General features: G+C 46.1%; 21 protein-coding genes. All 21 read right to left on the reverse strand.

Going from position 1 to position 24,674, the window contains the following annotated elements; translation table 11 throughout:
* Nucleotides 1-86: 86 nt before the first annotated feature.
* A complete protein-coding gene (locus tag Q5873_RS01260) occupies nt 87-1,436 on the reverse strand; it encodes an MATE family efflux transporter (RefSeq protein WP_288189807.1) in 1,350 nt (449 codons plus the stop codon).
* Between the two features lie 66 nt (nt 1,437-1,502).
* Nucleotides 1,503-1,850 (reverse strand): hypothetical protein, encoded by a 348-nt coding sequence (locus tag Q5873_RS01265; protein ID WP_303058978.1) that lies wholly within the window; start codon nt 1,848-1,850, stop codon nt 1,503-1,505.
* 20 nt (nt 1,851-1,870) lie between these two features.
* On the reverse strand, nt 1,871-2,239 hold the full coding sequence (locus Q5873_RS01270; protein WP_303058979.1) for a winged helix-turn-helix transcriptional regulator: 369 nt from the start codon (nt 2,237-2,239) through the stop codon (nt 1,871-1,873).
* 220 nt (nt 2,240-2,459) lie between these two features.
* Nucleotides 2,460-3,752 carry a glutamate-1-semialdehyde 2,1-aminomutase gene (gene hemL / locus Q5873_RS01275; RefSeq protein ID WP_288189810.1) on the reverse strand — a complete coding sequence of 431 codons (1,293 nt, stop codon included), beginning with the start codon at nt 3,750-3,752 and terminating at the stop codon, nt 2,460-2,462.
* Nucleotides 3,753-3,761: 9 nt separating this feature from the next.
* The gene (hemB, locus tag Q5873_RS01280; RefSeq protein ID WP_205087963.1) at nt 3,762-4,739 is read right to left on the reverse strand and encodes a porphobilinogen synthase; all 978 of its coding nucleotides are present in this window, start codon (nt 4,737-4,739) and stop codon (nt 3,762-3,764) included.
* Nucleotides 4,740-4,852: 113 nt separating this feature from the next.
* Entirely contained in the window at nt 4,853-6,373 is a 1,521-nt protein-coding gene (cobA, locus tag Q5873_RS01285) for a uroporphyrinogen-III C-methyltransferase (RefSeq protein ID WP_303058980.1), read from the reverse strand.
* Nucleotides 6,373-7,308 (reverse strand): hydroxymethylbilane synthase, encoded by a 936-nt coding sequence (gene hemC, locus Q5873_RS01290; protein ID WP_289088634.1) that lies wholly within the window; start codon nt 7,306-7,308, stop codon nt 6,373-6,375. The genes cobA and hemC overlap by 1 nt, the downstream gene beginning before the upstream one ends.
* A complete protein-coding gene (hemA, locus tag Q5873_RS01295; RefSeq protein WP_303058981.1) occupies nt 7,305-8,591 on the reverse strand; it encodes a glutamyl-tRNA reductase in 1,287 nt (428 codons plus the stop codon). The genes hemC and hemA overlap by 4 nt, the downstream gene beginning before the upstream one ends.
* Complete coding sequence (locus Q5873_RS01300) at nt 8,560-9,195, reverse strand: precorrin-2 dehydrogenase/sirohydrochlorin ferrochelatase family protein (RefSeq protein ID WP_288190889.1); 636 nt, start codon at nt 9,193-9,195, stop codon at nt 8,560-8,562. The genes hemA and Q5873_RS01300 overlap by 32 nt, the downstream gene beginning before the upstream one ends.
* A 161-nt stretch (nt 9,196-9,356) precedes the next feature.
* Entirely contained in the window at nt 9,357-9,920 is a 564-nt protein-coding gene (locus Q5873_RS01305) for a DivIVA domain-containing protein (protein WP_288760809.1), read from the reverse strand.
* A 13-nt stretch (nt 9,921-9,933) separates the two neighbouring features.
* A complete protein-coding gene (locus Q5873_RS01310; RefSeq protein WP_288301329.1) occupies nt 9,934-10,719 on the reverse strand; it encodes a YlmH family RNA-binding protein in 786 nt (261 codons plus the stop codon).
* Nucleotides 10,716-11,525, reverse strand: coding sequence for a pyrroline-5-carboxylate reductase (gene proC / locus Q5873_RS01315; RefSeq protein ID WP_303058982.1), 810 nt, complete (start codon nt 11,523-11,525; stop codon nt 10,716-10,718). The genes Q5873_RS01310 and proC overlap by 4 nt, the downstream gene beginning before the upstream one ends.
* 120 nt (nt 11,526-11,645) lie before the next feature.
* Nucleotides 11,646-12,134 (reverse strand): cell division protein SepF, encoded by a 489-nt coding sequence (locus Q5873_RS01320; RefSeq protein ID WP_028254604.1) that lies wholly within the window; start codon nt 12,132-12,134, stop codon nt 11,646-11,648.
* Between the two features lie 27 nt (nt 12,135-12,161).
* Nucleotides 12,162-12,848, reverse strand: a complete 687-nt coding sequence (locus Q5873_RS01325) for a YggS family pyridoxal phosphate-dependent enzyme (RefSeq protein ID WP_028254605.1) — start codon at nt 12,846-12,848, stop codon at nt 12,162-12,164.
* A 104-nt stretch (nt 12,849-12,952) separates the two neighbouring features.
* Entirely contained in the window at nt 12,953-13,825 is an 873-nt protein-coding gene (gene pgeF, locus Q5873_RS01330) for a peptidoglycan editing factor PgeF (protein WP_303058983.1), read from the reverse strand.
* 1 nt (nt 13,826) lies between these two features.
* Nucleotides 13,827-15,563 (reverse strand): radical SAM protein, encoded by a 1,737-nt coding sequence (locus tag Q5873_RS01335; RefSeq protein WP_303058984.1) that lies wholly within the window; start codon nt 15,561-15,563, stop codon nt 13,827-13,829.
* Nucleotides 15,564-15,808: 245 nt separating this feature from the next.
* Nucleotides 15,809-17,560, reverse strand: coding sequence for a pyruvate kinase (gene pyk, locus Q5873_RS01340; RefSeq protein WP_303058985.1), 1,752 nt, complete (start codon nt 17,558-17,560; stop codon nt 15,809-15,811).
* A gap of 48 nt (nt 17,561-17,608) precedes the next feature.
* Nucleotides 17,609-21,031 carry a DNA polymerase III subunit alpha gene (locus Q5873_RS01345; protein WP_303058986.1) on the reverse strand — a complete coding sequence of 1,141 codons (3,423 nt, stop codon included), beginning with the start codon at nt 21,029-21,031 and terminating at the stop codon, nt 17,609-17,611.
* 80 nt (nt 21,032-21,111) lie between these two features.
* Nucleotides 21,112-21,879, reverse strand: a complete 768-nt coding sequence (locus Q5873_RS01350; RefSeq protein WP_288190572.1) for a M48 family metallopeptidase — start codon at nt 21,877-21,879, stop codon at nt 21,112-21,114.
* 278 nt (nt 21,880-22,157) lie between these two features.
* Nucleotides 22,158-23,969, reverse strand: coding sequence for a translational GTPase TypA (gene typA / locus Q5873_RS01355; protein ID WP_028254611.1), 1,812 nt, complete (start codon nt 23,967-23,969; stop codon nt 22,158-22,160).
* A 186-nt stretch (nt 23,970-24,155) separates the two neighbouring features.
* Nucleotides 24,156-24,599, reverse strand: coding sequence for a cupin domain-containing protein (locus Q5873_RS01360; RefSeq protein WP_028254612.1), 444 nt, complete (start codon nt 24,597-24,599; stop codon nt 24,156-24,158).
* Between the last annotated feature and the right edge of the window lie 75 nt (nt 24,600-24,674).

Here is a 24,674-nt window from a genome sequence, read left to right on the forward strand (position 1 = left end):
TACCATGCATGACCTCTCCGCCACATCATGATATTTACTATTATAGCCTACTCAATATACTTTAGACTAGCCCTTTTCATGGTACATCATACATTGGCAATAAGCTTACGATTTTTCCACTTACCACTTTGCCAACGCCATACAAAGATGAGTGCTCGTACCCCTTCATCAATAGCCATTGCCCACCAAATTCCTAGAAGACCCCATCCTAATTGCAGGCCGAAGATATACGACAAGGTAACTGCACACAACCACATACCAAATACACCGACTAACATCGGAGTTCTAATATCCCCAGCGGCCTGTAAGCATTGCACCATTACAATATTAACAGAACGACCGATTTCCAAAACCATTTCAATGCCTAAAATAGTATGTCCCAAGGCAAGCATATCCGGATCTCTTGTAAAAAGTCCTAACACGCTATCGCTAAATACATAAAAAATACCGGTCAAGCCCACACTGACACAAAGACCTATGCCTACCGTCTGCCATACACGTCGTGAAATTTCTTCTTCTCTATTAGCCCCAACTAAAAAGCCAACTACAATTTGCGCCGCATTGGCTAATGCAATCGTATACATATAACAGAACATAGCAATAATATATACATACACCTTTGTGTTGATGACCACTAATCCTAACAGATTAACCATCATCATAATTGTCGTTTGTGACAGCTGATACGACAAAGTTTCTCCACCGGACGGTACACCTATACGCAACAATGCTTTTAGCATCCGCTTTGGGACCGGCCATATATACTGCCATGATAAACGCAGCGGTAACTGTGTTTTAAATAACCAGTATATAATGATAAGTCCTACTGCCTTACTCAAAGTCGTCGACAAAGATACCCCAAACACACCCATAGAAGGTATCGGTCCCCAACCGTAAATTAAAATTGCATTACTAATGATGTGAATGACATTCATTACGAAGGCCACCATCATAGAAATAACTGGCAAAGAATAACCACGAAACATGGCAACAAATGCCGTATATACACCGGTTATCGGTATACTGACCGCAACAATATTCATATACAGCGATGTCTCTGCAAAGATATCTGCCGGTACACCAAGCCAGTGAAAAAAAGTTTCATGAAACAGCCAGATTAAACAAGCCGCGGTAAAGCTGAACACCAAATTAAAAGCCACACTTACCGTTCCCACCTCATTCAGCGACTCCGTTTGCTTAGCACCGCGAAACTGTGCAATCAATATGGTACTAGCTGTACTCATGACGATAATGAGCATAATAAAAATATTCATAATTTGATTTGCATTAGCTACAGCGGCTACCGCTTCTTGTGAATAATGACTCATCATGAATTGATCTATATTTCCTACCAGCATTTGTAAAAATATTTCGATAAAGATAGGCCAGCTCAATGTGACTACCGATAAGCTGACACCTTTTTCTACCTTCTGCATGGCCTCACTCCTTTTCTAAACGAGAAAACCGGATACACAAGGCATCCGGTTTATCGCTATATGCTGTTATATCCGCTCTAAGGCGGCATTGGCAATAAGTGTTTCCCAATCGGCTACCAAGCGGAACTTTGCCTCCGCCTGTGCCAATAGCCAATTTTCACCTTCCGGGAACCAATTTCCCGGCAAGCAACCACACTTTGCGAAATTAATCGCATATCCTAACCGCGCCACTTCACGGGAAGCCCACCATGCGCCAACGGCCTCCCGTCCTTCCAGATATATTGCGCCCAAGCCCGTTTCAACGAGCCACGCCTCAATATCCGGCCATAGTTCCTTGGGAACCACGCTATCTGCCAAGCATTCATCCAGACTTTTTCTGGCTGCTGCCCGCAATTCCTCCGTTCGCATTTCCATGATGTTCCCTCCGCTACGCTTTATTTATCCATATCAATTTCGCCCTCTTCGCGCAGATAATCAAGATAATCCTGTCCCCATTCACCGAGAGCTGCCAAGACACCGCTAAATTTAGCTCCTATTTCGCTAAGCGAATATTCTACCTTTGGCGGAATCTGATTATATACTTTACGGTGAATCAAACCGTTTCGTTCCATCGTGCGCAACTGCTTCGTTAAGGTAGCCTGTGTGATTGGTGCCAATACGCGTTCCAGCTCCTTGAATCGCAAGGGGCCATTTTCTAAGTGGTGCATGATCAGTAAAGTCCATTTGCCGGTCAATACCTTCTGTACCGTCACGTACGGGCACTTACCATATAATTCGTGTTCCGCAACGCCTGTTACTGCCATATCATTGCCTCCTTCGCTTATGTACTCCATAAGCATAGGAAAGACTTCGTACGCAAACAACTATCTATTTGCATAGTTAGTCATCTATGATTAGTACCTATTACTTTCACTATGCCCACTGTTATTATATCGTATGTAGAAAAAAAAATACAGTGACCACCACGATTTTCTACATGCCCTATTCACAGCTCACTGCCGTACACTACAATGTACTTTCTTTTTATTTAAGAAGATGAAAGGCTTCTTCCGCAACAGCCAACGTTTTTTCAATTTCCTTTGGATTATGCATAACCGATACAAAATTACTTTCATACTGACTTGGTGCATAGTAAATTCCATGTTCCAAATTATAATGGAAGAAAGTCTTAAAGGCCTCCATGTCACACGCCGATGCATCGTCAAAGTTACATACCGGACCATCATGGAAGAACAAGGTAAACATAGAGCCTACACGCTGTACTGTCACCGGTACACCAGCGGCTTCACCAAGACGTTCCAATCCTTCACACAGCTCCTTTGTAGCTGCTTCGACGCGGCGGAAAATAGTCGGATCCCGCTGCAATACAGATAGTGTTGCCAAGCCCGCCGTCATAGCAATAGGATTACCACTTAACGTACCTGCCTGATATACCGGCCCGGCCGGTGCTACACAACTCATCACATCTTTGCGCCCGCCAAATACGGCCATCGGCATCCCGCCTCCAACAATCTTGCCGAGACAGGTTAAATCCGGGATGATACCATATAATTTTTGGGCGCCACCTGCGCTGGCTCTGAAGCCGCACATTACTTCATCAAATATGAGCAGAGCACCGTGTTCCTCAGTAACTTCTCGCAAGGTTTCCAGGAAGCCCGGCACCGGTGGCACACACCCCATATTACCGGCTACCGGTTCAACGATAACAGCAGCAATCGTATCTCCTTGTTCATCAAAGAGCCCTCGAATTGCTTGGCTATCATTGTAGGGCATAGTAATTGTATCCGCTGCTGCACCAGCCGGTACACCTGGACTATCCGGTACACCGAAAGTAGCTAAACCCGATCCTGCTTTGACAAGTAGGCTATCACTATGCCCGTGATAACAACCTACAAATTTAACAATTTTATCACGGCCGGTAAAACCGCGCGCTACACGTAACGCACTCATAGTAGCTTCTGTACCAGAATTAACCATACGGAGCATTTCCATCGTTGGCATAAAAGCCTGAATCTTCTTAGCCACTTCTGTTTCAAGCAAAGTCGGAGCACCATAGCTGGTACCGCGCAATACGGCTTCTTGCAAAGCTGCCACTACTTCCGCATTAGCATGCCCCAAAATCATCGGGCCCCAAGACAATACATAGTCTATATATTCATTACCGTCAATATCATAAATACGATCTCCGGAGGCCGAGGCAATAAACGGCGGTTCCGAACCCACACTACGATAGGAACGAACAGGGCTATTAACACCACCCGGCATATACAGCTTAGCCTCTGCAAAGGCCTTATGAGATTTATCTAAATTAAGCATGGTGCCTCCTTATTTTTCCTGCAACCAGCGCGCTACATCAAGGGCATGGTAAGTGATGATAATTTTCGCACCGGCACGCTTCATGGAGAGCAATGTTTCCAGTACAATACGCTTTTCATCCACTAAACCGGCCTTCGCTGCCGTTTTAACCATAGCGTATTCACCGCTAACATTGTATACGGCTAAGGGATAATCAAAATTATCCCGTGCTTCGCGCACGATATCCAAGTACGACAACGCCGGCTTAATCATAATAATATCAGCGCCTTCGCGGATATCCAGTTCGATTTCACGCATAGCTTCCAAACGATTGGCTTCATCCATCTGATAGCCTTTGCGATCGCCAAACTCCGGAGCAGAATGTACCGCATCACGGAATGGGCCGTAATAAGCAGATGCATATTTAGCAGCATAGCTCATGATGGATACATTAGTAAAGCCTTCTTCATCCAACGCTTCACGTATAACTGCCACACGGCCATCCATCATGTCTGACGGAGCTACCATGTGCGCACCAGCCTTTGCATGACTAACCGCCACTTTTGCAAGTAATGGCAAGGTTTCATCATTCAATACTTCATGGTCTTCCACACAACCACAATGACCGGTACTCGTATACTGGCACAAACATACATCAGAAATTACAATCAGATTCGGTACTGTTTCACGAATAGCTTTAATAGCCTGTTGCACCGGCTGATTCATATCCCATGCCGAAGAGCCCTGCTCGTCCTTATAGGTAGGTAAACCAAATATTTCTACGCCAGGAATGCCTAACTCATATGCTTCCTTAGCTGTTTTAACAGCTTCATCAACGGAAAGATGATATTGTCCGGGCAGTGATTCAATAGGTTCCCGTACACCTTCGCCGGGCACGATAAAGAGCGGATATACCAAATCCTCCGTTTGCAACGTTGTTTCTCTTACTAATGCACGCATAGCCGGCGTCGTCCGCAAACGACGTGGGCGATAGGTTAAATCTAACATTATACATCGTCTCCTCACTTCAGAACTCTGCTAATTATCTACAAACAGTCGACACTCGGACCTCAGCCCGAGGCTGACTGCCCATATCTTACATATATATCTTACTGCACAATTTATACACCAGCTGTCGCATCGGCTACAATCATATCTACCATGGCCGGGATAGTAAATGTCTCACCAATAATATCCGGCGTAAGGCCGTTTTCTACACAGGTGGCTGCCGTAATAGGTCCAATGCAAACAACGCGTACGTTGGCCATCAGTTCTTTTGCATTCTCTCCAAGCAACGACAAGGTATTCGTCACTGTGGAAGAGCTGGTAAAGGTAATATAATCCACATCACCAGTCGTTAAATGATCTCTCAAAAGCTCGCGACGCGACGTGTCCTGTACGGTTTCATACAAACGAGCTACATCTACAGTAATTCCCTGCGCAGTCAGCCCCTTCTCAATAACATGACGCGCTACCTTCGGCTGAATGAGAAGCATCTTATCGCCGGTAGTCATTACCGGTGACAATGCTTCCACCACAGACTCTGCCTGATAGTTAGTCGGCACAATATCCGCTAATAGGCCCTTCGCTTTTAATGCCTTCGCCGTAGCACTACCGATAGCACATATCTTTGCCTGACCCAAGCTGCGGCTATCCAACTGTTGTGCTTCTAATGCTTGAAAGAAGTAGTGAACACCTTGAGCCGAAGTAAAGGTTATCACCTTGTAGGAACCTGCTTTCGCCACTAACTCTGCCGTTGCTACATCTATTGGTAATGCCTCTGTTCGAATTGCAGCTGCTTCAACAACATCGGCACCTAACTCCTCCAACCGTGATACTAATGCACTGGCTTGGGAGCGTGCTCGCGTTACTACAATACGCTTTCCGAATAGTGGTTTTGTGTCAAACCATCTGAGCTTATCTCGGAGATTTACCACATCGCCTACAACAACAACAGCCGGCGGTTTTAGACCTGCCTTAGCTACATCATAGGCTACATTTTCTAATGTCGATACCAAGGTTTCCTGGATGGGCTTAGTGCCCCAACGAATAACCGCTACCGGTGTATTAGCCGGACGACCATGCTCTATCAGCTTTGAAGAGATAAGCGGCAAATTACCTACCCCCATAACAAAGCACAAGGTATCCACTGCTGTAGCTAATCCTTCCCAATGAATACCCGATACACTTTTCGTCGGATCTTCATGACCGGTAACAATGGCAAAGGAAGTTGCCATAGCTCGCTGTGTTACCGGAATTCCTGCATAAGCTGGTGCTGAAATACCGGAAGTAACGCCGGGAACAAATTCAAATGGCACACCGGCCTCGGCCAATGCCATAGCTTCTTCACCGCCACGTCCAAATACTAGCGGATCACCACCTTTTAAACGTGCCACCGTCTTACCTTTTAACCCTCTATCAATCAGGATTTCATTAATTTCATATTGATGCAGCGTGTGATTCTTGCATTGCTTACCTGCATAAATCAGCTCCGCATCGGGTCGTGCCCACCGCAAAAGATGTGTATCTGCCAAATAGTCGTATATGATGACATCTGCTTTTTCAATACACTCCTTGCCTTTTACAGTAATGAGTTTATAATCGCCGGGACCGGCACCGATTAAATACACCACACCTGCCATTATAGGACTCCCTTCTGAACCAAATCTTCAATAATGCTCTTGCCGCCTTCTTCGTATAAAGCTTTTGCTAAATTACGTCCTAGAATCTCAGCACTCTTTTGCGGTCCGGACATTTCGCCCTCATAACAAGTCTTGCCATCCAAAGAGCACATAATTCCTTTTAATGTAAGTTGACCTTTGCGCACCGTGCCATGCACCCCCATTGGTACCTGACAGCCACCGTCCAACTGGCGAAGGAAACTACGTTCGCCGCGTGTGCACCACATCGTCGTTTCATCATTCAACGGTTCCAACAAACGCAACATTTCCTCATCATCACTACGGCATTCTATAGCGAGTGCCCCTTGCCCTACAGCAGGAATGAGTTCATCCACCGTAAACACCTGTGTTATTTTATCTTCTAAACCTAAGCGTTTTAGACCGGCCTGGGCCAATACAATCGCATCAAATCCTTCTTCATCCAACTTGCGTAATCTAGTTTGCACATTGCCGCGAAGCATACAAATCGTTAAATCCGGACGCTGGTGCAACAGCTGTGCCTGACGACGCAGGCTACTGGTCCCTACCTTAGCACCTTGTGGTAACTGATCCAATGTTTTATATTTTGGAGACACCAAGACATCACACGGTACTTCACGAGCTGTGATAGCTCCCAAAATAAGGCCATCCGGCAACTCTGTCGGCATATCCTTTAAGCTATGCACCGCGATATCAACATCACCGCTACGCATAGAAGCTTCCAATTCTTCCGTAAACAAGCCTTTGCCGCCAATCTCTGCTAACGGTTTTTCCAGAATGCGATCACCTTTTGTAGTATGATGTACCAATTCAACTCGACACATCGGATACAATGTGCGCAGACGCTCTGCGACGTACTCTGCTTGCCACAGTGCTAGTGCACTTTGACGAGTCCCGATACGAATAACCTCTCTCATAGTGAACGCCTCTCCTTCTCCAGATCGAACATCTCGCGGAATAAATTCCAATATTCGCCTTCTTCATCTTTACCGGCTACTTCACCAAAGCGAATCATAGGCTCCCGCAACAACTTGCGCACAATCATGCGCGACATATTTTCCATTATCTTACGTTCCCTGTCGGTAGCATCGGGAAATTTTGCCATAGCTCTATGTAATTCACGCCGACGAATCCGTTCTGCCTTATCCGATAAAAGCACCATTAACGGCCGCACTGACAGGTAACTAAGCTTTTCTTCAATATCACCGATAGCCTCTGCAATAATCGGCTTTGCCTTTTCTGCTTCCGCCTCGCGCTGGTGCTTGTTCTCCTCTACGACACTTTCCAAAGAATCAATATTGAAGAGATACACACCGGGAATATCCGCTACCTCCGGATCAATATCGCGAGGTACGGCAATATCAATCATAACGATTGGTTCACCGCCACGTTCCTCTGCAATGGCTTTTGCCTGTTCCGGTCCAATCACATAATGGGGTGCTCCGGTGGAAGTAATTAAAATATCTGCATCCTTTGCTTGTTCTGCAAAAGCATCAAAGTGAATGGCCTTGCCTCCGAAACGTCGGGCTAGCTCTTCTGCCTTATGATACGTACGATTCGATACAAACATACTCTTAACGCCCTTCGACTGTAAATGCGTAGCCGTTAATTCACTCATTGTGCCGGCGCCGAGAATGAGTACCTTTGCGTCTTCCATAGGCTTAGTCAATGCATCCTCAGCTAAATTTACCGCTGCATAGCTGACAGACACCGGTGTATTAGCAATGCCCGTCATCGTCCGCACCCGTTTACCCACGCTGATAGCACGTTGGAATATAATATTAAAAATAGGTCCCGTAAGGCCTTGACTATATGCCGTGATATAGGCCACCTTGAGTTGGCTAAGGATTTGGCCTTCACCGATAACCAAGGAATCCAAACTGGATGCTACATTGAATAAATGGGCAATCATTTCCCTTCCTTCATAAAAGAAAAACCATTGATCATCCGTAATCAACTGTTCGGCGCCCTTGATATGCTTCAGCAACTGCAGCATAAAATCATGCGGTTCTGCTACATCTTCCAACACCGCATATAGTTCCGTGCGATTGCAGGTAGACAGCAGTACGCATTCCGCCACCGCTTCATGCTCGTATACATGCTTTAACGCATCCTTCACTTCTTCTTTATCGAAGGAAAAGCGTTCTCGCACCGCTACTGGTGCACTTCTATGGTTTAATCCCAATACGACTAACTGCATATCTTACTTTCTCCTCTACCAGTTTCCATTTTCCTTCTATAATCTGAGTCAACTCCACCTCACCGAAATGTTTCTGCCAAAATGCTTGGCGCTCCTTTGATGTAGGCAATAGTAATTTGACCTCGTTACGTATGTCTTTTAACGCAGGCATAATCGTTGCCACCAAACGATACCGCTGCCGAATATCCTGTCCCACTAATTTCAAAAGGCGAGGACTTGCCTTATCGCCGGCTACTGCCACCGTCAAAGCACCTTCTCGTACCGTCATGGGAAATACAAAATCACAATCATCGTTATCATCGGCACGATTAACCAATGCGCCCATCGCCCGTGCCTCTTTTGCACACTGCCTATTAAGCATAGGCGAATCCGTGGCGACAACCACAAAATCAGCCCGTGTCAGTTGACCTTTTTCATAGCCTTCCCGAACCAGGTTGATTTCACCGTTCTCGGCCCACTTTTCAATAGTATCCGTTACCTTTGGACTTATAACAGTTACGTCTGCATCGTCTGCAAGAAGCAATCCGATACGCCGCTCCGCTACCGCGCCGCCGCCGACTACCAAGCAAGGACGGTTTTTCATCGTCACTTCCAACATCACCATAACATAGTCCTCCGCTTCATATCCGATACAACAATAATTTCTATCCGCGCACATTACATATAACGAATTTTCATATGTACCATAATACGTCAAAAACGGCTTGATACAATCAAGCCGATTGACATCTTCGTATGCGACTATACTGTAACAGTCTTACACCGCTACACTTCACCAGCAGCCTGCTTCATAATGGCCGCTGCCAACATATCATCCTTTGAATCTGTTTCCGTGTGCCCTGCGGCAGCATGACGTTCATCCAGTGTTGCCGGTACCTCGCTGACTTCCAACACATAGCCTTCCGCCATTTTCAGCTGGGACTGCAAAAGCGCCTCCACCTTGGCCTTAAATACGGAAATTTCATTGCGTATAATAGCATGCTTAGCCTGTGCTTCACGCACAGAACGTTCTGCAGAGGCCATAATTTCATTGCGCTGCTGCTCAGCTTCCTTCACAATGAGTTCTGCTTCCTTGCGCGCTGCATTTTTTACGTTTTCGCCGGTTTCTTGCGCCAACACCAATGTATTATTCATGGTAGCTTCCATCTGCTCGTACTGCGCCAACCGCTTTTCCAGTTGTTCTATTTTATCGGTCATTTCTCGATTATCGCGATACAATGTTTCATAGTCGCGCACGAGCTCCGCTAAAAAAGCATCTACTGCATCGCTGTCATAGCCGCGAAAGCCCTTTTCAAATTCTTTATTATGTATATCCATCGGTGTAATCATGGTACGCCTCCTATTACATAAATCGTTTCAGATACACGCCGATACGTCCTTTACGTGACGTACCCGTAATCGCTTCCACCTTCATGCGACCGCGACCTCGCATAGAAATCACATCGCCTTCCTTAACCTCTTGAGATGGTCCTTTGGCAGACTGCCAGTTCACCTGTAACAAGCCGGCATTTACGGCACTTACCAACTTGGTCCGCGATACACTGAACCCCGATGACGCTACCGCATCAAGGCGAAGTGATGCTACCGTCGTACGTATTTCCTTGATTTTTTCTTCTTTCGGCTGTATTTCGGAAATGTCCATAGGTTCTACACTAACGCTAACCATAGCAATCTTTGTAAAATTGGACACTACATAATCCGCCACGGTGCTATCTACAATAAGCTGCGCACCGCCGGATCGCATAATAATATCGCCGAAATGATCTCGTTCAATGCCAAGTCCCATTAAAGACCCTAATACATCTCGATGTGTCAACAAACGAAATCGCGGATCCCACGACACCTTCAATGCTGTCAACCCTAAGTCAACAGGTCCCTGATAAGCGGCATCAATAAATGCCACACGCAGGCGTTCCGCACCTTCATAACCGCCACCGGACTCAACACGCAACTGCGGATACTGTGCCCGTACCGCATCGGCAATTGTCAGCCCTGCCGGCGACATGAACTCCGTTACCCGATACGGCTTACCTGCTACAACCTGCTCAGCTAAATCAAGCATGCGCCGTGCCGCCTCACCGTTACCAGATGCTTCAAAATATCTAATTAATTTTTCTTTATCCTTCAATTCTCTTTCTTCCCCAGTTCCTGTGCTCGTTGGTAACAAGCCACCACACCGTCATGCAGAGCTGAGCGCAAGCCGCCCTTTTCCATAGCGGCAATACCGGCAATTGTCGTACCTCCCGGCGAGGTTACCTGATCACGTAATACAGCAGGATGCTGTTCTGTCTTTATAGCCATAAAGCCGGCACCGTATAACGTTTGAATTGCCGCACGCAACGCAAGACGCCGCGTTAAGCCGATACGAACACCGGCATCGGCCAACGCATCCATAATAACAAAGGCATATCCCGGACCAGCTCCAGCAAGAGCACCTAGCCGTTCCAAATCCGCTTCGGACACAACTGCACTTTCACCTAATGAGTTCAGCAGATTCGTTACCCATGCCGTCAAACAATCATTTCCCTTTGTGCCGGCCGTTACTGCCACAAAACCGGCTCCAATAGCAGCCGGCATATTAGGCATAATGCGATACCATATAGCCTGCGGAACAGCTCCTTCTAATGTACCCAACGGAATACCGGCTGCCATGGAAATAATAAGGCAATCTTTTTTTACCTTCGATAGCTGTGCTAATACCGAACTTTGCAATATCTGCGGCTTAACTCCTAATACAATCACATCAGCACTATCCACATCATTAAGTTCTGCCGATACAGGAATACCGAGTTCCTCGGTTAATGCCTTAGCATGTATCTTTGTATTAACCACACCTACTACATCCGCGTCCGTCATTGCTCCTGATGTAAGGCAGCCACGCAAAACGGCACCGCCCATCGCACCGATGCCTATAAATAGAATACGTTTTTTCACCCTTCATCAGCTCCTACTATATTACTCAGTTACTTACTACCAATCTAATCTACTTATCTAATACCTGTTGTAACAAAGCAATCATACCCGGTCTTTATGATAACCGCATATGTTAACAGATTATAACTGCGGTTCTTTCCAGGTTAATTTATCGGATAAATCTGCATACGCCGTATCACTGTAATCAACAGTAATATTCATCGGTACACAAATAAAAATATCCTTGCCGATTTTTTCCAATTTACCATCCAATGCAAAGGTAGACCCGCACACAAAATCACCAATGCGAGCCGCGATTTGCGGATCCGTATTTTCATAGTTAATGACTACCGGGCGCATTTCCCGTAAATGATTGACAATATTCTGCGAGTCTTCAAACACTTTAGGTTCTACAACGACTACTTTCATTGCTGTCGGACGTGTTGCCACTGAATTATAGCCTCCTGTCTTAGACGAACGGAACGAAGATGCCGGTGTCGGAGTTGCTACCGGAGCCGGTGCTACCGGTTCATAATCCGTACCTTCCTCTTCTTCATAAATGTCATCGCCGTACTCATCTGCTTCATTACCTGTGAAATAATCTTTAATGCCCTTCCAAGATAAACCCATTATGTACCCTCCTACATGTACACGCCGTTAGTCATACACGCGTTCGCCGAAAATCGCCGTACCTACACGAACTATATTGGCGCCTTCTTCCAAAGCTACTTCAAAATCATGCGTCATTCCCATTGACAAATACTTAATCTGTCCGGCGGGAAAATACTGTTTCATATCTTCATACAGTGCGTCGGCTACCCTGAATATAGGTCGTGCCTCCTCAGGATCTTCAAAAAACGGCGCCATGCACATAAGGCCACGTACCCGTACATGGGGCAAGGTATTAGCATAATCGCGTACCGTCGGAAACTCCTCTACCGCCATACCCGATTTACTTGCCTCGCGAGCTACGTTTACCTGTAACAGTACATCCTGCACCTTATCATGCTTAGCCGCTACACGCTCGATTTCATCCAACAGCTTACAGCTGTCTACAGAATGAATCAAGGAAAATAACGGTACCGCCTGTCGCACTTTATTTACCTGCAAATGACCGATGAGATGCCATTCCAATGCGGGTCCCTTGTAGGCCAATATTTTTTTCTTCGCCTCTTGTACGCGGTTTTCACCGACTACACGCACGCCTAACTGTGCCGCTTCTTCCACAGCACTGACCGGGTGGTTTTTGGTAACCGCAACCAACATCGCCTGATCGACGCGCCCGGCCCTGGCCATTGCCTCATCCATCCGCCGGCGTACTTCTTTCAACGCTGCTTCGATCATCTATAAGCCTCCTCACAGACAATTGCCTTCCGGCAATCGTCGTAAATCTACTTGCATATGTCCTCATTATACTATGACTTATCGGTAATGTATAGAATAATGTTTTACCTCCGTTTAATCAACTTAGCAAACATCGCCATCCTACCGGTATGACCATGATCTCTACGATGCGAATAACACCCCGCATTAGTCATACTATCCGTAGCCGACACCGTAATATGAGACGACGGAACACCCCAATTTAAAAGATCATCTGCAATAAATCCCTTCAAGTCGATATGCGGAGTCATCACGGATGCCCCCGGTCGACGATGATATGTTACCAATCGTTTCAATCCGGCTTTTGCCATGCGAAACGTATCGGCCAGGGATTCTTCTACTTCAAAAGATTTAGGTCCGATGGACGGCCCGAGATACGCATAGCAGCGTTCCGGTTCCGTGCCATACGCACTGTGCATAGCCTCTAGGGTAAGCACCGAAATATGTCCAATAGTCCCTCGCCAGCCTGCATGCGCCAATGCCACGGCTTCATGCGCAGCATCATACAGAAGTACCGGCACGCAATCCGCTACCATCAATAATAACGGGACTTCCTTAAGGCGAGTAAAAATCGCATCACTGTTGGGAATCGCTGCATCAAATGCGAACGCTCCTTTACCGATGTCTGCTTTCGTTACTTCCGTTACCCCTAAGCCATGTACCTGTTGACCACAGGTGAGAACATCCGGCGTAACACCTAAATGTTTGGCCAGTCGCTTCCGATTTTCCCACACATCCTCTATTTCATCTTCCACGTGCAAACCTAGGTTAAAGGAAGAAAAGCACCCCTTCGATACACCGCCGAAACGTCGTGTAACACCGTGCATCAACGGGAATTGATTCAAGTTAACGGCCGCTTCAAAAGACCAGCTTTTCAACCAATCCGATGTACCTTCGTACACCACCGTTCGGTTATTATTTTGTAAAATACTTCTCATATTACACCTCTCGACCGCATACACCACATCGCCGGCAGCCATCACAGCAAGGTGCCGTATAGGCTTCCTCCGTGCTACGATGCCATTCTTCGGTTAGATAATCATCACGCAAGCCCATATCCAATATATCCCAAGGCTGCGGTTCACATTCCGACCGTGAGCGATATAGCTCATCTTCCATAGATAGGTCAAGCTCCTCACAGGCCTCAAGAAAACTTTTAACTCCATTTCGCTCTGCTGCATATGCAATAGCCTTACTCCAACGGCGATCCCCACGAGCCAATACACCTTGAATGTATGCTTCCTTAGGCGACTCCACCAATACCTCAATGCGACGATTTTTCCGCAAGCCTTGCTTTAAACGCTGTAAACGTTTGGCAACTATTTTTTTATCCGTCATCGGCATCCACTGAAAAGGAGTGAACGGCTTGGGAATAAACGGATTCACACTCAGCGTTAATCGCCCGTGACAACCGACCGTTTCCATATGCGCTTGCACTTCCTCGGCCATGGTGATAATCGCATCAATATCTTCCTCTGTTTCTGTAGGCAGTCCCACCATTATATATAACCTTATATGAGGTATCCCTGCACCAGCTGCCAACGTTACCGCATGACGTAAGTCATCATTGGTAATACCTTTATTAATCACCCGACGCAGGCGCTCACTCCCTGCCTCTGGGGCAATGGTAATTGTTTGTTGTCCGCTGTCTGCCAACCCCTGAACTACATCTGCGGTCAATGAATCGGCACGAAGCGATGCACAGGAGTAGCGCAATCCTTTTGAGCGAATGTAGCGTACCAACGCATCTATTTCAGGATAATCGGAAATTGCCGCTCCCATGAGTCCTACTTTTTTGCCCAACTCAGCCGCTCGATCTACCCCAGCCTTTAATATCTCCAATGGACGAACCCGAGGTTTTCGATAACAATACCCAGCCATACAAAAACGGCAATGACGACCACAACCACGGGCAACCTCAACAATATACATGGCACCAAATTCCGTAAAGTCCGTAGCCACTACCGTTTCTCCGCCCCGCACCAAAGGCGCATGTCGTCGCAATACTCGACGAGGGACTCCTTCTTCAGCCCGATAGCCTGCAAACACGCCATGTTCTCCGTATACCGGTTCATACAAAGAGGGTACATATATCCCCGCTATCTTTGATAACTTCTGCAACAACTCTTGCCGTGCTACACCATTACGCCGTGCATCATAAATAATCTCCAATGCCTCGCTGATAACGCCTTCACCTTCACCTATAATGAATGCATCAAAAAAATCCGCCAACGGTTCCGGATTGAAGGTAGCACATGGTCCGCCGCCAATGACAATCGGATCATACTCGCGGCGATGCTCGGCTCGTACCGCTACCTGACCGGCCTTCAGTATCCACGGAATATGAAAATAATCCATTTCAAAGGTAATATCGATACCGATAACTTCAAAATCACAAAGATAACGCTGTGACTCCACACTCATAAGCGGTGTCCGTGTTCGTTCATACGCTTCCATTTCTTTTTTAGAAGGCAAAAATACGCGCTCCGCCACACTATCCTCGCGCTCATTGATTTCCTCATATATAATTTGCAGGCCTAAATTGCTCATACCCACAAAATATGTATTCGGATATACCAACGCCACCTTATGCGGCTTCTTTGTATCACACCCTACGCGATTGACTTCCTCTCGAGTCAATGCTTCCAGCACTTGCTGTAACTCTTTGCGATTCATAACCGGCTCCTTTCCTGTAATTCCTATTGACATTATACCATACGGCACAATCTCTGCATCGAAGATTATGACTACTCATTACTCACTGAATTACAGATGCCCCACAGTTAGATTGAACAATGTCATTCTCTTTCGCTCTATTGATGGTCACCATTAAAGTAAAAAAAGTCCTGCATACAGATTGAGCAATATCATTCATAAGACTTGACTTGCACTATCTATATGTAGGACTTGAACTAAAATACCTAACGTGCGTTAGCAATTCCTTCGTATACTTTTCCCCGCGGTCCGTCAACGGTAACAACCATACCGTTCTTCAATACGCGTTCCGCATCATCTACGCCAAGAATAACGGGAATTCCAAAGTTAATGCCGGCAATAGCCGTCGTCGATGTGTAGCCATCTTCTGCCGAAATGATAGCACCAGCACGTTTGGCAAGCGGCATAAGCTCCGGTTCCAACGTACGAACAACGAGAATATCACCATCGCGGAACATGCTTTGTGCTTCGCTTGCATTATACGCCAAGCATACATGGCCGGTAGCCGCCCCTTTACCAACACCGTTTCCTGACAAGACCGCCTGTCCGACTACGTGAACACGAATCATATTGGTTGTACCCGATTCACCGGACGGTACGCCGGCAGTAATCACGACCAAATCCCCCGGCTCGATATGTCCTTCTGCCAAAGAAGCACTGATGGAACTATACACCATCTCATCTGAATTACTGTGCGCTGCTCCGTGTACTGCTTCTACCCCCCAATATAATTGTAATCGCCGAATCGTTTCTTCATGCGGCGTAACCGCCAAAATTTTAGCAGACGGTCGATTACGCGAAATGCTCATCGCTGTTTTACCGCTTTCCGTACATGTAATAATGGCTGCTGCCTCTAAGGCTTTGGCTACATTTACCGTCGCCGTACTGATGGCATCCGTCGTTTGTGCTTCGGAAATTTGAAGACTGTGATCAGCCTCACAATACAAAGCAGATTGCTCCGTCACTCGCGCAATACGTGCCATCGTAGCCACCGCTTCTACCGGATAATTACCGCCAGCCGTTTCACCGGAAAGCATAACCGCATCGGTACCATCCAAAATGGCATTGGCAACGTCACTGGCTTCCGCTCTTGTAGGTCGTGGATTCTGCGTCATAGACTCCAACATCTGCGTTGCTGTAATAACCGGCTTTGCCGCATGATTACACTTGGCAATCATCATTTTTTGTAACACCGGTACTTCCTCTGCCGGAATTTCCACACCAAGATCCCCACGAGCTACCATAAGACCGTCGGACATTTTCAGAATATCATCCAAATTGGTAAGGCCTTCTTCATTTTCAATCTTGGAAATTATCTTAATGTCCTGACCTTCCTCTTCCAGAACTCGGCGGATTGCTACCACATCAGTGCCCCGCTGCATAAAGGAGGCCGCCACATAGTCTACCCCTTGTTCACAACCAAAGCGCAAATCCGCAATATCGCTGTCCGACACAGGCGGTAAGCTAAGGGCTACACCCGGCACGGCTACGCGTTTACGATCACTCATAGGCCCGCTGTTCATGATAGTTGTGTGTATTTCCGTTCCTTCAATGGCATCCACGGTAAGCGTTACCAAACCATCGGACAGAAGAATGCGACTACCTACTTTCACATCATCCACTAAACCTTTGTGATTTACGGAGCAAATAGTAGCATCCCCCTCTATATCACGCATAGTCAAGGTAAAGGGCTTGCCGGCTTCCAATTGTACTTTCCCATTCTTAAAATGTCCCAACCGAATTTCTGGTCCCTTAGTATCCAGCATAATTGCAACTGGAATTCCCGTAATTTTTGATGCATCTCGCACCGCTTGCATACGCGCAGCATGCTCTTCATAACTGCCATGAGAAAAATTAAAGCGTGCCACATTCATACCTGCGCGAAGCATTGCTTCCAATACGCCCGGTGCATCTGTACTGGGCCCTATGGTACATACAATCTTTGTCTTTTTATCCATCACTTACACCTCTTTACCAATCGCACGTTATGTCTTATATTGGCTTCATTATACTATGTTACCTTGCACTATTTCTACGCTTTGAGGACCTAAAATTTCCTCTATTTTGCGGCAAATACTTGTTCCCGGTGTAAAATAATAAGCTTTATCCGCAGCCATACGCTTGCGCTGGCGATGCAAATAAAATGCTACCGGCACCTCCCCATCGGCCGAGATAAGCAGGTCCTTTAATTTAGTGCTAGCTTCTGCTGTATCATAACCAGGGCGAATATGCAACACCACGCCTTTCGCCCGACTGTAGTCAATCTTCAAAGGAGCCACGGATTCAGCAATAATCTGTACGCCTTTTTCGTCAGCATCAATACGCCCTTCAACGCGCACCGCCATGTCTACAGCCATACAATATTGATCCCGCCGATACACCTGCGGAAAGGTAACAATATCCGCCGTTCCCGAAAAATCTTCTACTTGAATAATCGACATCACTTCATTGCGTCGCGTCATACGATCTACCTTATTGACAATGAGCCCGCCGACGGTAACCTTCGTTCCATCATAACGCTCTGCTTCTTCCCGCAAACGCCCCAATTCAAATAAACCTTTCATCTCTTCGGCAAATGCATTCAACGGATGACCGGTAATATAAAAACCGGTATAATCCTTCTCATCACGCAGTTTTTCCTCTTCGGATAAATCTTCCAACACCGGCGCTGTAATCTCTTCTACCGCCGTCTCTTCTCCAAACAGACTAACCGCACCGCGCGCATTTTCCTTTTGCAAGCGCTGCCCCATGCTTTGCGCACGTTCATGAATAGCTAATAGTTGATTTCTATTTTCCCGAAAGCTGTCCATAGCACCACAGCGAATCAAACTTTCTAGCAGCTTACGATTCACCACTCTGGCTTCCACCCGTTTGCAAAAATCAACTAAGGATGTATACACTCCACCCTTACGTCGCTCCGCAATAAGCGCTTCAATAGCATTTTCTCCGACATGTTTAATACCGCCCAAACCAAATCGTATCGCATTATTTTGTACGGCAAATGTGCGTTCACTATAATTAATGTCCGGCCCCAACACAGACACACCATGCTTTTTGCATTCATTAATATAAAAAGAAATTTTATCACCGTTGGACATAAAGCTAGACATAGTAGCCGCCATAAATTCCGGGAAATAATGCGCCTTCAAGTAGGCCGTTTGATACGCAATATACGCATACGCCGCACTATGCGATTTATTAAAGCCATAACCGGCAAAGTACACCAGCAAATCAAATACTTCATTGGCAATAGCTTCATCAATCTGATTTTTGATAGCGCCTTCAATAAAGGAATCACGTTGCGCTTTTAAGACAGCTTCCTTCTTCTTCCCCATAGCACGACGCATCAAATCCGCTTGTCCCAGCGAAAAGCCGCCCATGGCCGACGCAATTTGCATAACTTGTTCCTGATACAAAATAACACCGAAAGTATCTTTTAAGATGGGTTCCAACAAAGGATGAAGATAGGTAACTTCCTTCTCACCGTGACGGCGTTTAATAAAATCCTCTACCATGCCACTGCCTAACGGTCCAGGACGATACAGCGCTACCAAAGGAATTAAATCTTCAAAATGTGTCGGTCGTAAATCCATAACCAGTTTTGTAATTCCTTCCGACTCCAGCTGGAACACGCCGGCTGTTTCACCGCGACGAAGCATAGCACAGGCAGCCTCATCATCTAAAGGAATTGCATTCAAATCAATACTTTCTCCGCGGTTAGCCTTGATAAGCTCCAACGCATCGTTCATTACCGTCAAGGTGCGCAAACCCAAAAAGTCCATCTTTAATAGGCCCAGCTCTTCTACATTATCCTTGTCGTATTGAGTAACAACACCGTCTTCACCGGAATTTTGTACTGGTACATGATCGTCCAAGGGATCGGCAGAAATTACCACCCCTGCCGCATGTGTAGAGGAGTTCCTGGCAATTCCTTCTAATTTTAATCCCAAGTCGAATAATTCCTTAACTGCCGGATTAGTCGTATACAACTCTTTCAATTCTTTGCCGGCCAATGCTTTGGTTAAGGTAATCCCCAACTCATTAGGTATCATCTTAGCAATGCGATTCACTTCCGCCAACGGCATATCTATAACACGACCGACATCACGAATAACCGCACGAGCCGCTTCCGTTCCGAAGGTTATAATCTGTGCTACCCGCGCTTGCCCATATTTGTGCGTTACATACTCGATAGCTTTACCCCGCTTTTCATAGCAAAAATCGATATCAATATCAGGCATACTTACGCGTTCCGGATTTAAAAATCGTTCAAAGAGAAGGTCATACTTTAATGGATCAAGTCCGGTAATTCCCAATAAATATGCCACTACCGAACCGGCCGCACTGCCGCGGCCCGGGCCGACAAGAATATCATGCTCCCGCGCATATCGCACATAGTCCCACACAATGAGAAAGTAATCGTCAAAGCCCATCTTACCAATAACGCCTAACTCATAATCAAGACGCTTAGCCACCTCCGGCGTCATCGTACCGTACAAGCGCGGTACCTCGGCTTCACATATCTTTCGCAAATACGTGGCCGCCGTTTCCCCTTCCGGCACATCAAAGTGGGGCAAGTGATGCTCATCAAAATTAAATTCTACATTACATCGCTCCGCAATAGCCAGTGTATTATCCAAGGCCTCCGGTACATGGCTAAAGAGGGCTGCCATTTCATCGCCACTCTTTAAATAAAATTCATCATTAGGAAATTTCAAGCGATTCTCCTCATCCCGTTTACGGCCGGTGGCAATACAAACCTTTATATCCTGTGCTTCCGCATCTTCCTTCAATACGTAATGAAAATCATTGGAGCATACCAATCCGACGCCGTATTCCTTAGCCAATGCAATCAACGCCTCTTGTGCCCTAATCTCTTCCGGCAAGCCGTGATTTTGAATTTCCAAAAAGAAATTATTCTTGCCATAGGTTTCGATATACCATTCCAAGGTGCGTCGAGCCCCTTCCGGGTTATCCTGCAAAATCATTTGCGGGATTTCCCCTTGAATACAGGCACTGAGAGCTATAATCCCATTCTTGTAGGTACGTAGCAACTCATGATCCGCCCGTGGCTTGTAAAAAAATCCTTCCGTAGATGCTTTCGATACGATTTTTACGATATTTCGGTAGCCTTCCATCGTTTCCGCCAACAAAATTAAATGCTTTAATCGATCTCGCTTAGCTCCGCTTTCCGGTCGATCGAATCGGCTGCCGGATGTCACATATACCTCGCAGCCGATAATCGGTTTAATCCCTGCCTTCTTTGCCTCTTTATAAAAATAAACGGCACCGTACATATTCCCGTGATCCGTTACGGCCAATGCCGGCATCTCAAGCTCCTTAGCCCTCGCCACTAACTCCGGCAATCGGCTGATACCGTCAGTTAAACTATATTCCGTATGTCCGTGTAAATGTACAAACGGTCGCATGACATCCCTCCTCGATTCAAACTATTCGTTCTTTATTGTTTTTATCTTTTTCTAATCTATCCGTAAACAATCTATTTTTATTATAGCATAGGCTTGTTTCTAAAATAGTCATTAAGCGCTTTCTTTAGCATAGGCCACTGCGGCAACTCATGCGCCACCAATGCATGAAAGGCCGGTGAGTGATCAGCCCTCAGTAAATGTGCTGCTTCATGGACCATTACATAATAAATATATTCGTGCGGTCCTTCCAGTAATCGCGTATTCATAGTAATCCAGGGTCGCGACGGCATACATGAACCCCAGCGACTTTTCATTCGACGCATACGCAGTTCCGGCACCGGCCCTTTGTATCCCTGTTGCCGCATCGCTTCCAACGCCGTCATAAGCAACGGCGGAAAAGTCTTCTTTCCCAACTCACGCCAAAAACGCTCCAATATTCGTCGCCGATGTACCTCGTCGGCATCAGCCACAACATACAACCATACCTCACCGCTTGCCGTATCGTAATAGCATCCTTCTTCTTTCGGCGCCGACACCCATTGAATCCGTAAAGTTACCGATGTGCCCAATACAGTAAAAATATCTCCGTTCCTGTATCGAAACGGATCCGGTCGTTTTATTGCCGCCATAGCCAGCTGCGCACGAGCGCGCCGAATAAAATCGGCTTCTGTAATTACAAAAGCCTCAATGCGATGAAGCGGTACCCGCGGCGCTGCCGACACCTTCACTGATCCGTCTTTTACTACGCGCAAATTAATGCGCTTCACTGCTTTTCTTGTCAATTCAAACGTTAACTGTTCATCGTTAATACGTACCGTATGCGATGTCACAACTCCTGTACGCTTCATCAAATTCACCTCTTATCCTCACTCTAAATCGGAGCCATTACTTAGCACACTGAACATAATCTCATCAACTAGTACACTGGTGCGATCTCATCAACTAACATGCCAATGTCATCTTATCAATCCCTATATCTAATCCGCTTCTTCGTGTGACATAGATTATACCTTTAACTCTCTATAGCACAAAGTGCGCACCAAGGGAGTCTATTCCCTTAGTGCGCACTTTACATTCGCCATCATACCAAGAGCCTTTTTCAACTCCTGCCATCATGTTCTTTTTATCAGCGACCGGATTTAGCAGCCTTAGCACGAGCAGCACGATCAAGGATGGTCTTGCGCATGCGAATACTCTTCGGAGTAACTTCTACGAGTTCATCATCGTTAATCCATTCCAATGCCTGTTCCAAGCTGAAGATACGCGGCGGTACCAAGCGAACAGCTTCATCGGAGGAGCTAGAACGCATATTGGTAACGTGTTTCTTCTTACATGGGTTCACGTCCATATCCATTTCGCGCGCATTTTCACCAATGATGCGACCGGTATATACCGGTTCATTCGGTCCCACGAAGAGAGTACCGCGATCCTGTACAGAGTTCAAGCCATACGGTGTTGTTTCACCATCTTCAAAGGCTACCAAAGCACCACGCGTACGCCCCGGGATTTCACCTTTGAACGGTGCATAACCATGGAATACATGGTTCATGATACCGTTACCTTTGGTGCTGGTCAAGAACTGTGCGCGGAAACCGATAAGGCCGCGCGCCGGAATAATAAATTCCATGCGAAGATAACCAGCCAATTCATTCATATTAATTAATTCAGCCTTGCGTGCACCGAGGTTTTCCATAACCGTTCCCATAAATTCCTGCGGTACATCAATAGTCAAGTGTTCCAATGGTTCGCACAACTGATCGTTGATGCGTTTATAAATTACACGCGGCTTCCCTACCTGTAATTCATAGCCTTCGCGACGCATAGTTTCGATGAGTACAGCCAAGTGAAGCTCACCACGACCGGATACTTTGAAAGCATCCGGAGACTCGGTTTCTTCTACTTTCATAGATACATTCGTCTGTACTTCTTTAAACAAACGATCGCGTAAGTGACGGCTGGTTACAAATTCCCCTTCGCGACCGGCAAAAGGCGAGTTATTGACGGAGAACACCATGGACAATGTCGGTTCATCAATGGAGATGGACGGCAATGCTTCCGGATTTTCTACGTCCGCTACCGTTTCACCGATGTTAATATCTTCAATGCCAATGAATGCAATAATGTCGCCCATAGCTGCTTCATCGGTTTCTACACGATTTAAACCATTATATGTGTATACACGACCGATTTTAGCTTTTCGTGTACTTTCACCGTTCATGATAGCTACCTGCTGGCCGGTTTTCATGCGACCGCGCACAATACGACCAACAGCAATTTTACCTACATAATCATCATAGTCAAGAGTCGTTACCATGAATTGCAATGGGCCGTCGATATCACCGCTCGGCGCCGGAATTTCTTTAATCAATACCTGGAAGAGCGGATCCATATTCTTGCCTTCGTCATCCATACTGAGTTTGGCAATACCGTCACGAGCGGATGCATAAACTACCGGGAAGTCGAGCTGATCGTCGTCGGCATCGAGTTCCATGAAAAGTTCCAATACTTCATCTTCCACTTCCTTAACACGCTGGTCGGGACGGTCGATTTTATTAATAACTACGATAGGCTTTAATTTCTGTTCCAATGCTTTGCGCAATACATATTTTGTCTGCGGCATCGGACCTTCAAATGCATCAACCAAAAGCAGTACGCCGTCAACCATGTTGAGTACACGTTCTACTTCACCGCCGAAATCGGCATGGCCCGGGGTATCAACGATGTTGATTTTTACATCGTTGTGCATAACTGCCGTGTTCTTGGAAAGAATGGTAATCCCTCTTTCACGTTCCAAGTCATTAGAGTCCATAACGCGTTCCGCAACCTTTTCGTTTTCACGGAAAATATGGCTCTGTTTTAACAGCGCATCCACCAAAGTTGTTTTACCATGGTCAACGTGCGCGATAATTGCTACATTACGAAGATTTTCGCGAATCATCAGTAATCCTCCTTAAGGCTATATTCCTTTTTGTTCTCTATTCCACGCTTATGCAATCTATACTTCATGTAAGATTTCAAGTGTTCAACGGTTTATTATACCACAAATTTTAGCATTTACTATAGAGGTAGCCTGTATGATATGTAGCTTTTTTGTCAAGTCATGTAGAAATCTAACGCAATCGTATCAGCAACTTTCCAAAAAGGCCTTAATATGCGGCTTAGCCATTAGTTCAGCCATTTGTGTATCATCCAATAATTTCACCTTATCACGATCTTTGTTTACCAAACATAGAAATCCTACATAATCTCCTTTATTGGCGCGAAATTGATGAATCGTATGGCTGGGGATTTCAATGAAGTCGCCTACCTTAACATCTTTTATTTCATCCCCCAACAAACATTGTCCGTGCCCGCGAAAAATCATAACCATGTGCGTGTGCTCATGGTATTCCAAGGTTGAATATCCACCAGGCTTAACTTCAAAATAACGAAACTGGCAGGGAATATCAAAAGCTCCATCAAAAAGCACCTGTCTGGTTACATCCTTAAAAGGACTGCCATCTGCTTTGTACACCAATGTGTCTACCCCGTCCCATGTATAGTTCTTTTCATCGAATTTACGCATCATTGTACTTACACCTCTTTGCCTTCTACGGTATTCATAACATATCCGTTATTCATAAAAAATACCCGTTGCTCACGC

Source organism: Veillonella magna (assembly GCF_959600285.1).
Classification (GTDB): Bacteria; Bacillota; Negativicutes; order Veillonellales; family Veillonellaceae; genus Veillonella_A; species Veillonella_A magna.

Coding starts and splice junctions, on each gene's coding strand:
- Q5873_RS01325 (WP_028254605.1), bottom strand. CDS start 12,848: ATGATCGAAGCAGCGTTGAAAGAAGTACGCCGGCGGATGGATGAGGCA.
- Q5873_RS01270 (WP_303058979.1), bottom strand. CDS start 2,239: ATGGCAGTAACAGGCGTTGCGGAACACGAATTATATGGTAAGTGCCCG.
- pyk (WP_303058985.1), bottom strand. CDS start 17,560: ATGGATAAAAAGACAAAGATTGTATGTACCATAGGGCCCAGTACAGAT.
- cobA (WP_303058980.1), bottom strand. CDS start 6,373: ATGGCAGGTGTGGTGTATTTAATCGGTGCCGGTCCCGGCGATTATAAA.
- hemA (WP_303058981.1), bottom strand. CDS start 8,591: ATGCAGTTAGTCGTATTGGGATTAAACCATAGAAGTGCACCAGTAGCG.
- typA (WP_028254611.1), bottom strand. CDS start 23,969: ATGATTCGCGAAAATCTTCGTAATGTAGCAATTATCGCGCACGTTGAC.
- Q5873_RS01320 (WP_028254604.1), bottom strand. CDS start 12,134: ATGGGTTTATCTTGGAAGGGCATTAAAGATTATTTCACAGGTAATGAA.
- hemL (WP_288189810.1), bottom strand. CDS start 3,752: ATGCTTAATTTAGATAAATCTCATAAGGCCTTTGCAGAGGCTAAGCTG.
- Q5873_RS01300 (WP_288190889.1), bottom strand. CDS start 9,195: ATGGTGATGTTGGAAGTGACGATGAAAAACCGTCCTTGCTTGGTAGTC.
- Q5873_RS01260 (WP_288189807.1), bottom strand. CDS start 1,436: ATGCAGAAGGTAGAAAAAGGTGTCAGCTTATCGGTAGTCACATTGAGC.
- Q5873_RS01335 (WP_303058984.1), bottom strand. CDS start 15,563: ATGAATCGCAAAGAGTTACAGCAAGTGCTGGAAGCATTGACTCGAGAG.
- hemC (WP_289088634.1), bottom strand. CDS start 7,308: ATGAGAGAGGTTATTCGTATCGGGACTCGTCAAAGTGCACTAGCACTG.
- Q5873_RS01360 (WP_028254612.1), bottom strand. CDS start 24,599: ATGATGCGTAAATTCGATGAAAAGAACTATACATGGGACGGGGTAGAC.
- Q5873_RS01345 (WP_303058986.1), bottom strand. CDS start 21,031: ATGCGACCGTTTGTACATTTACACGGACATACGGAATATAGTTTAACT.
- Q5873_RS01305 (WP_288760809.1), bottom strand. CDS start 9,920: ATGATTACACCGATGGATATACATAATAAAGAATTTGAAAAGGGCTTT.
- hemB (WP_205087963.1), bottom strand. CDS start 4,739: ATGTTAGATTTAACCTATCGCCCACGTCGTTTGCGGACGACGCCGGCT.
- pgeF (WP_303058983.1), bottom strand. CDS start 13,825: ATGAGAAGTATTTTACAAAATAATAACCGAACGGTGGTGTACGAAGGT.
- Q5873_RS01350 (WP_288190572.1), bottom strand. CDS start 21,879: ATGAAGCGTACAGGAGTTGTGACATCGCATACGGTACGTATTAACGAT.
- Q5873_RS01265 (WP_303058978.1), bottom strand. CDS start 1,850: ATGGAAATGCGAACGGAGGAATTGCGGGCAGCAGCCAGAAAAAGTCTG.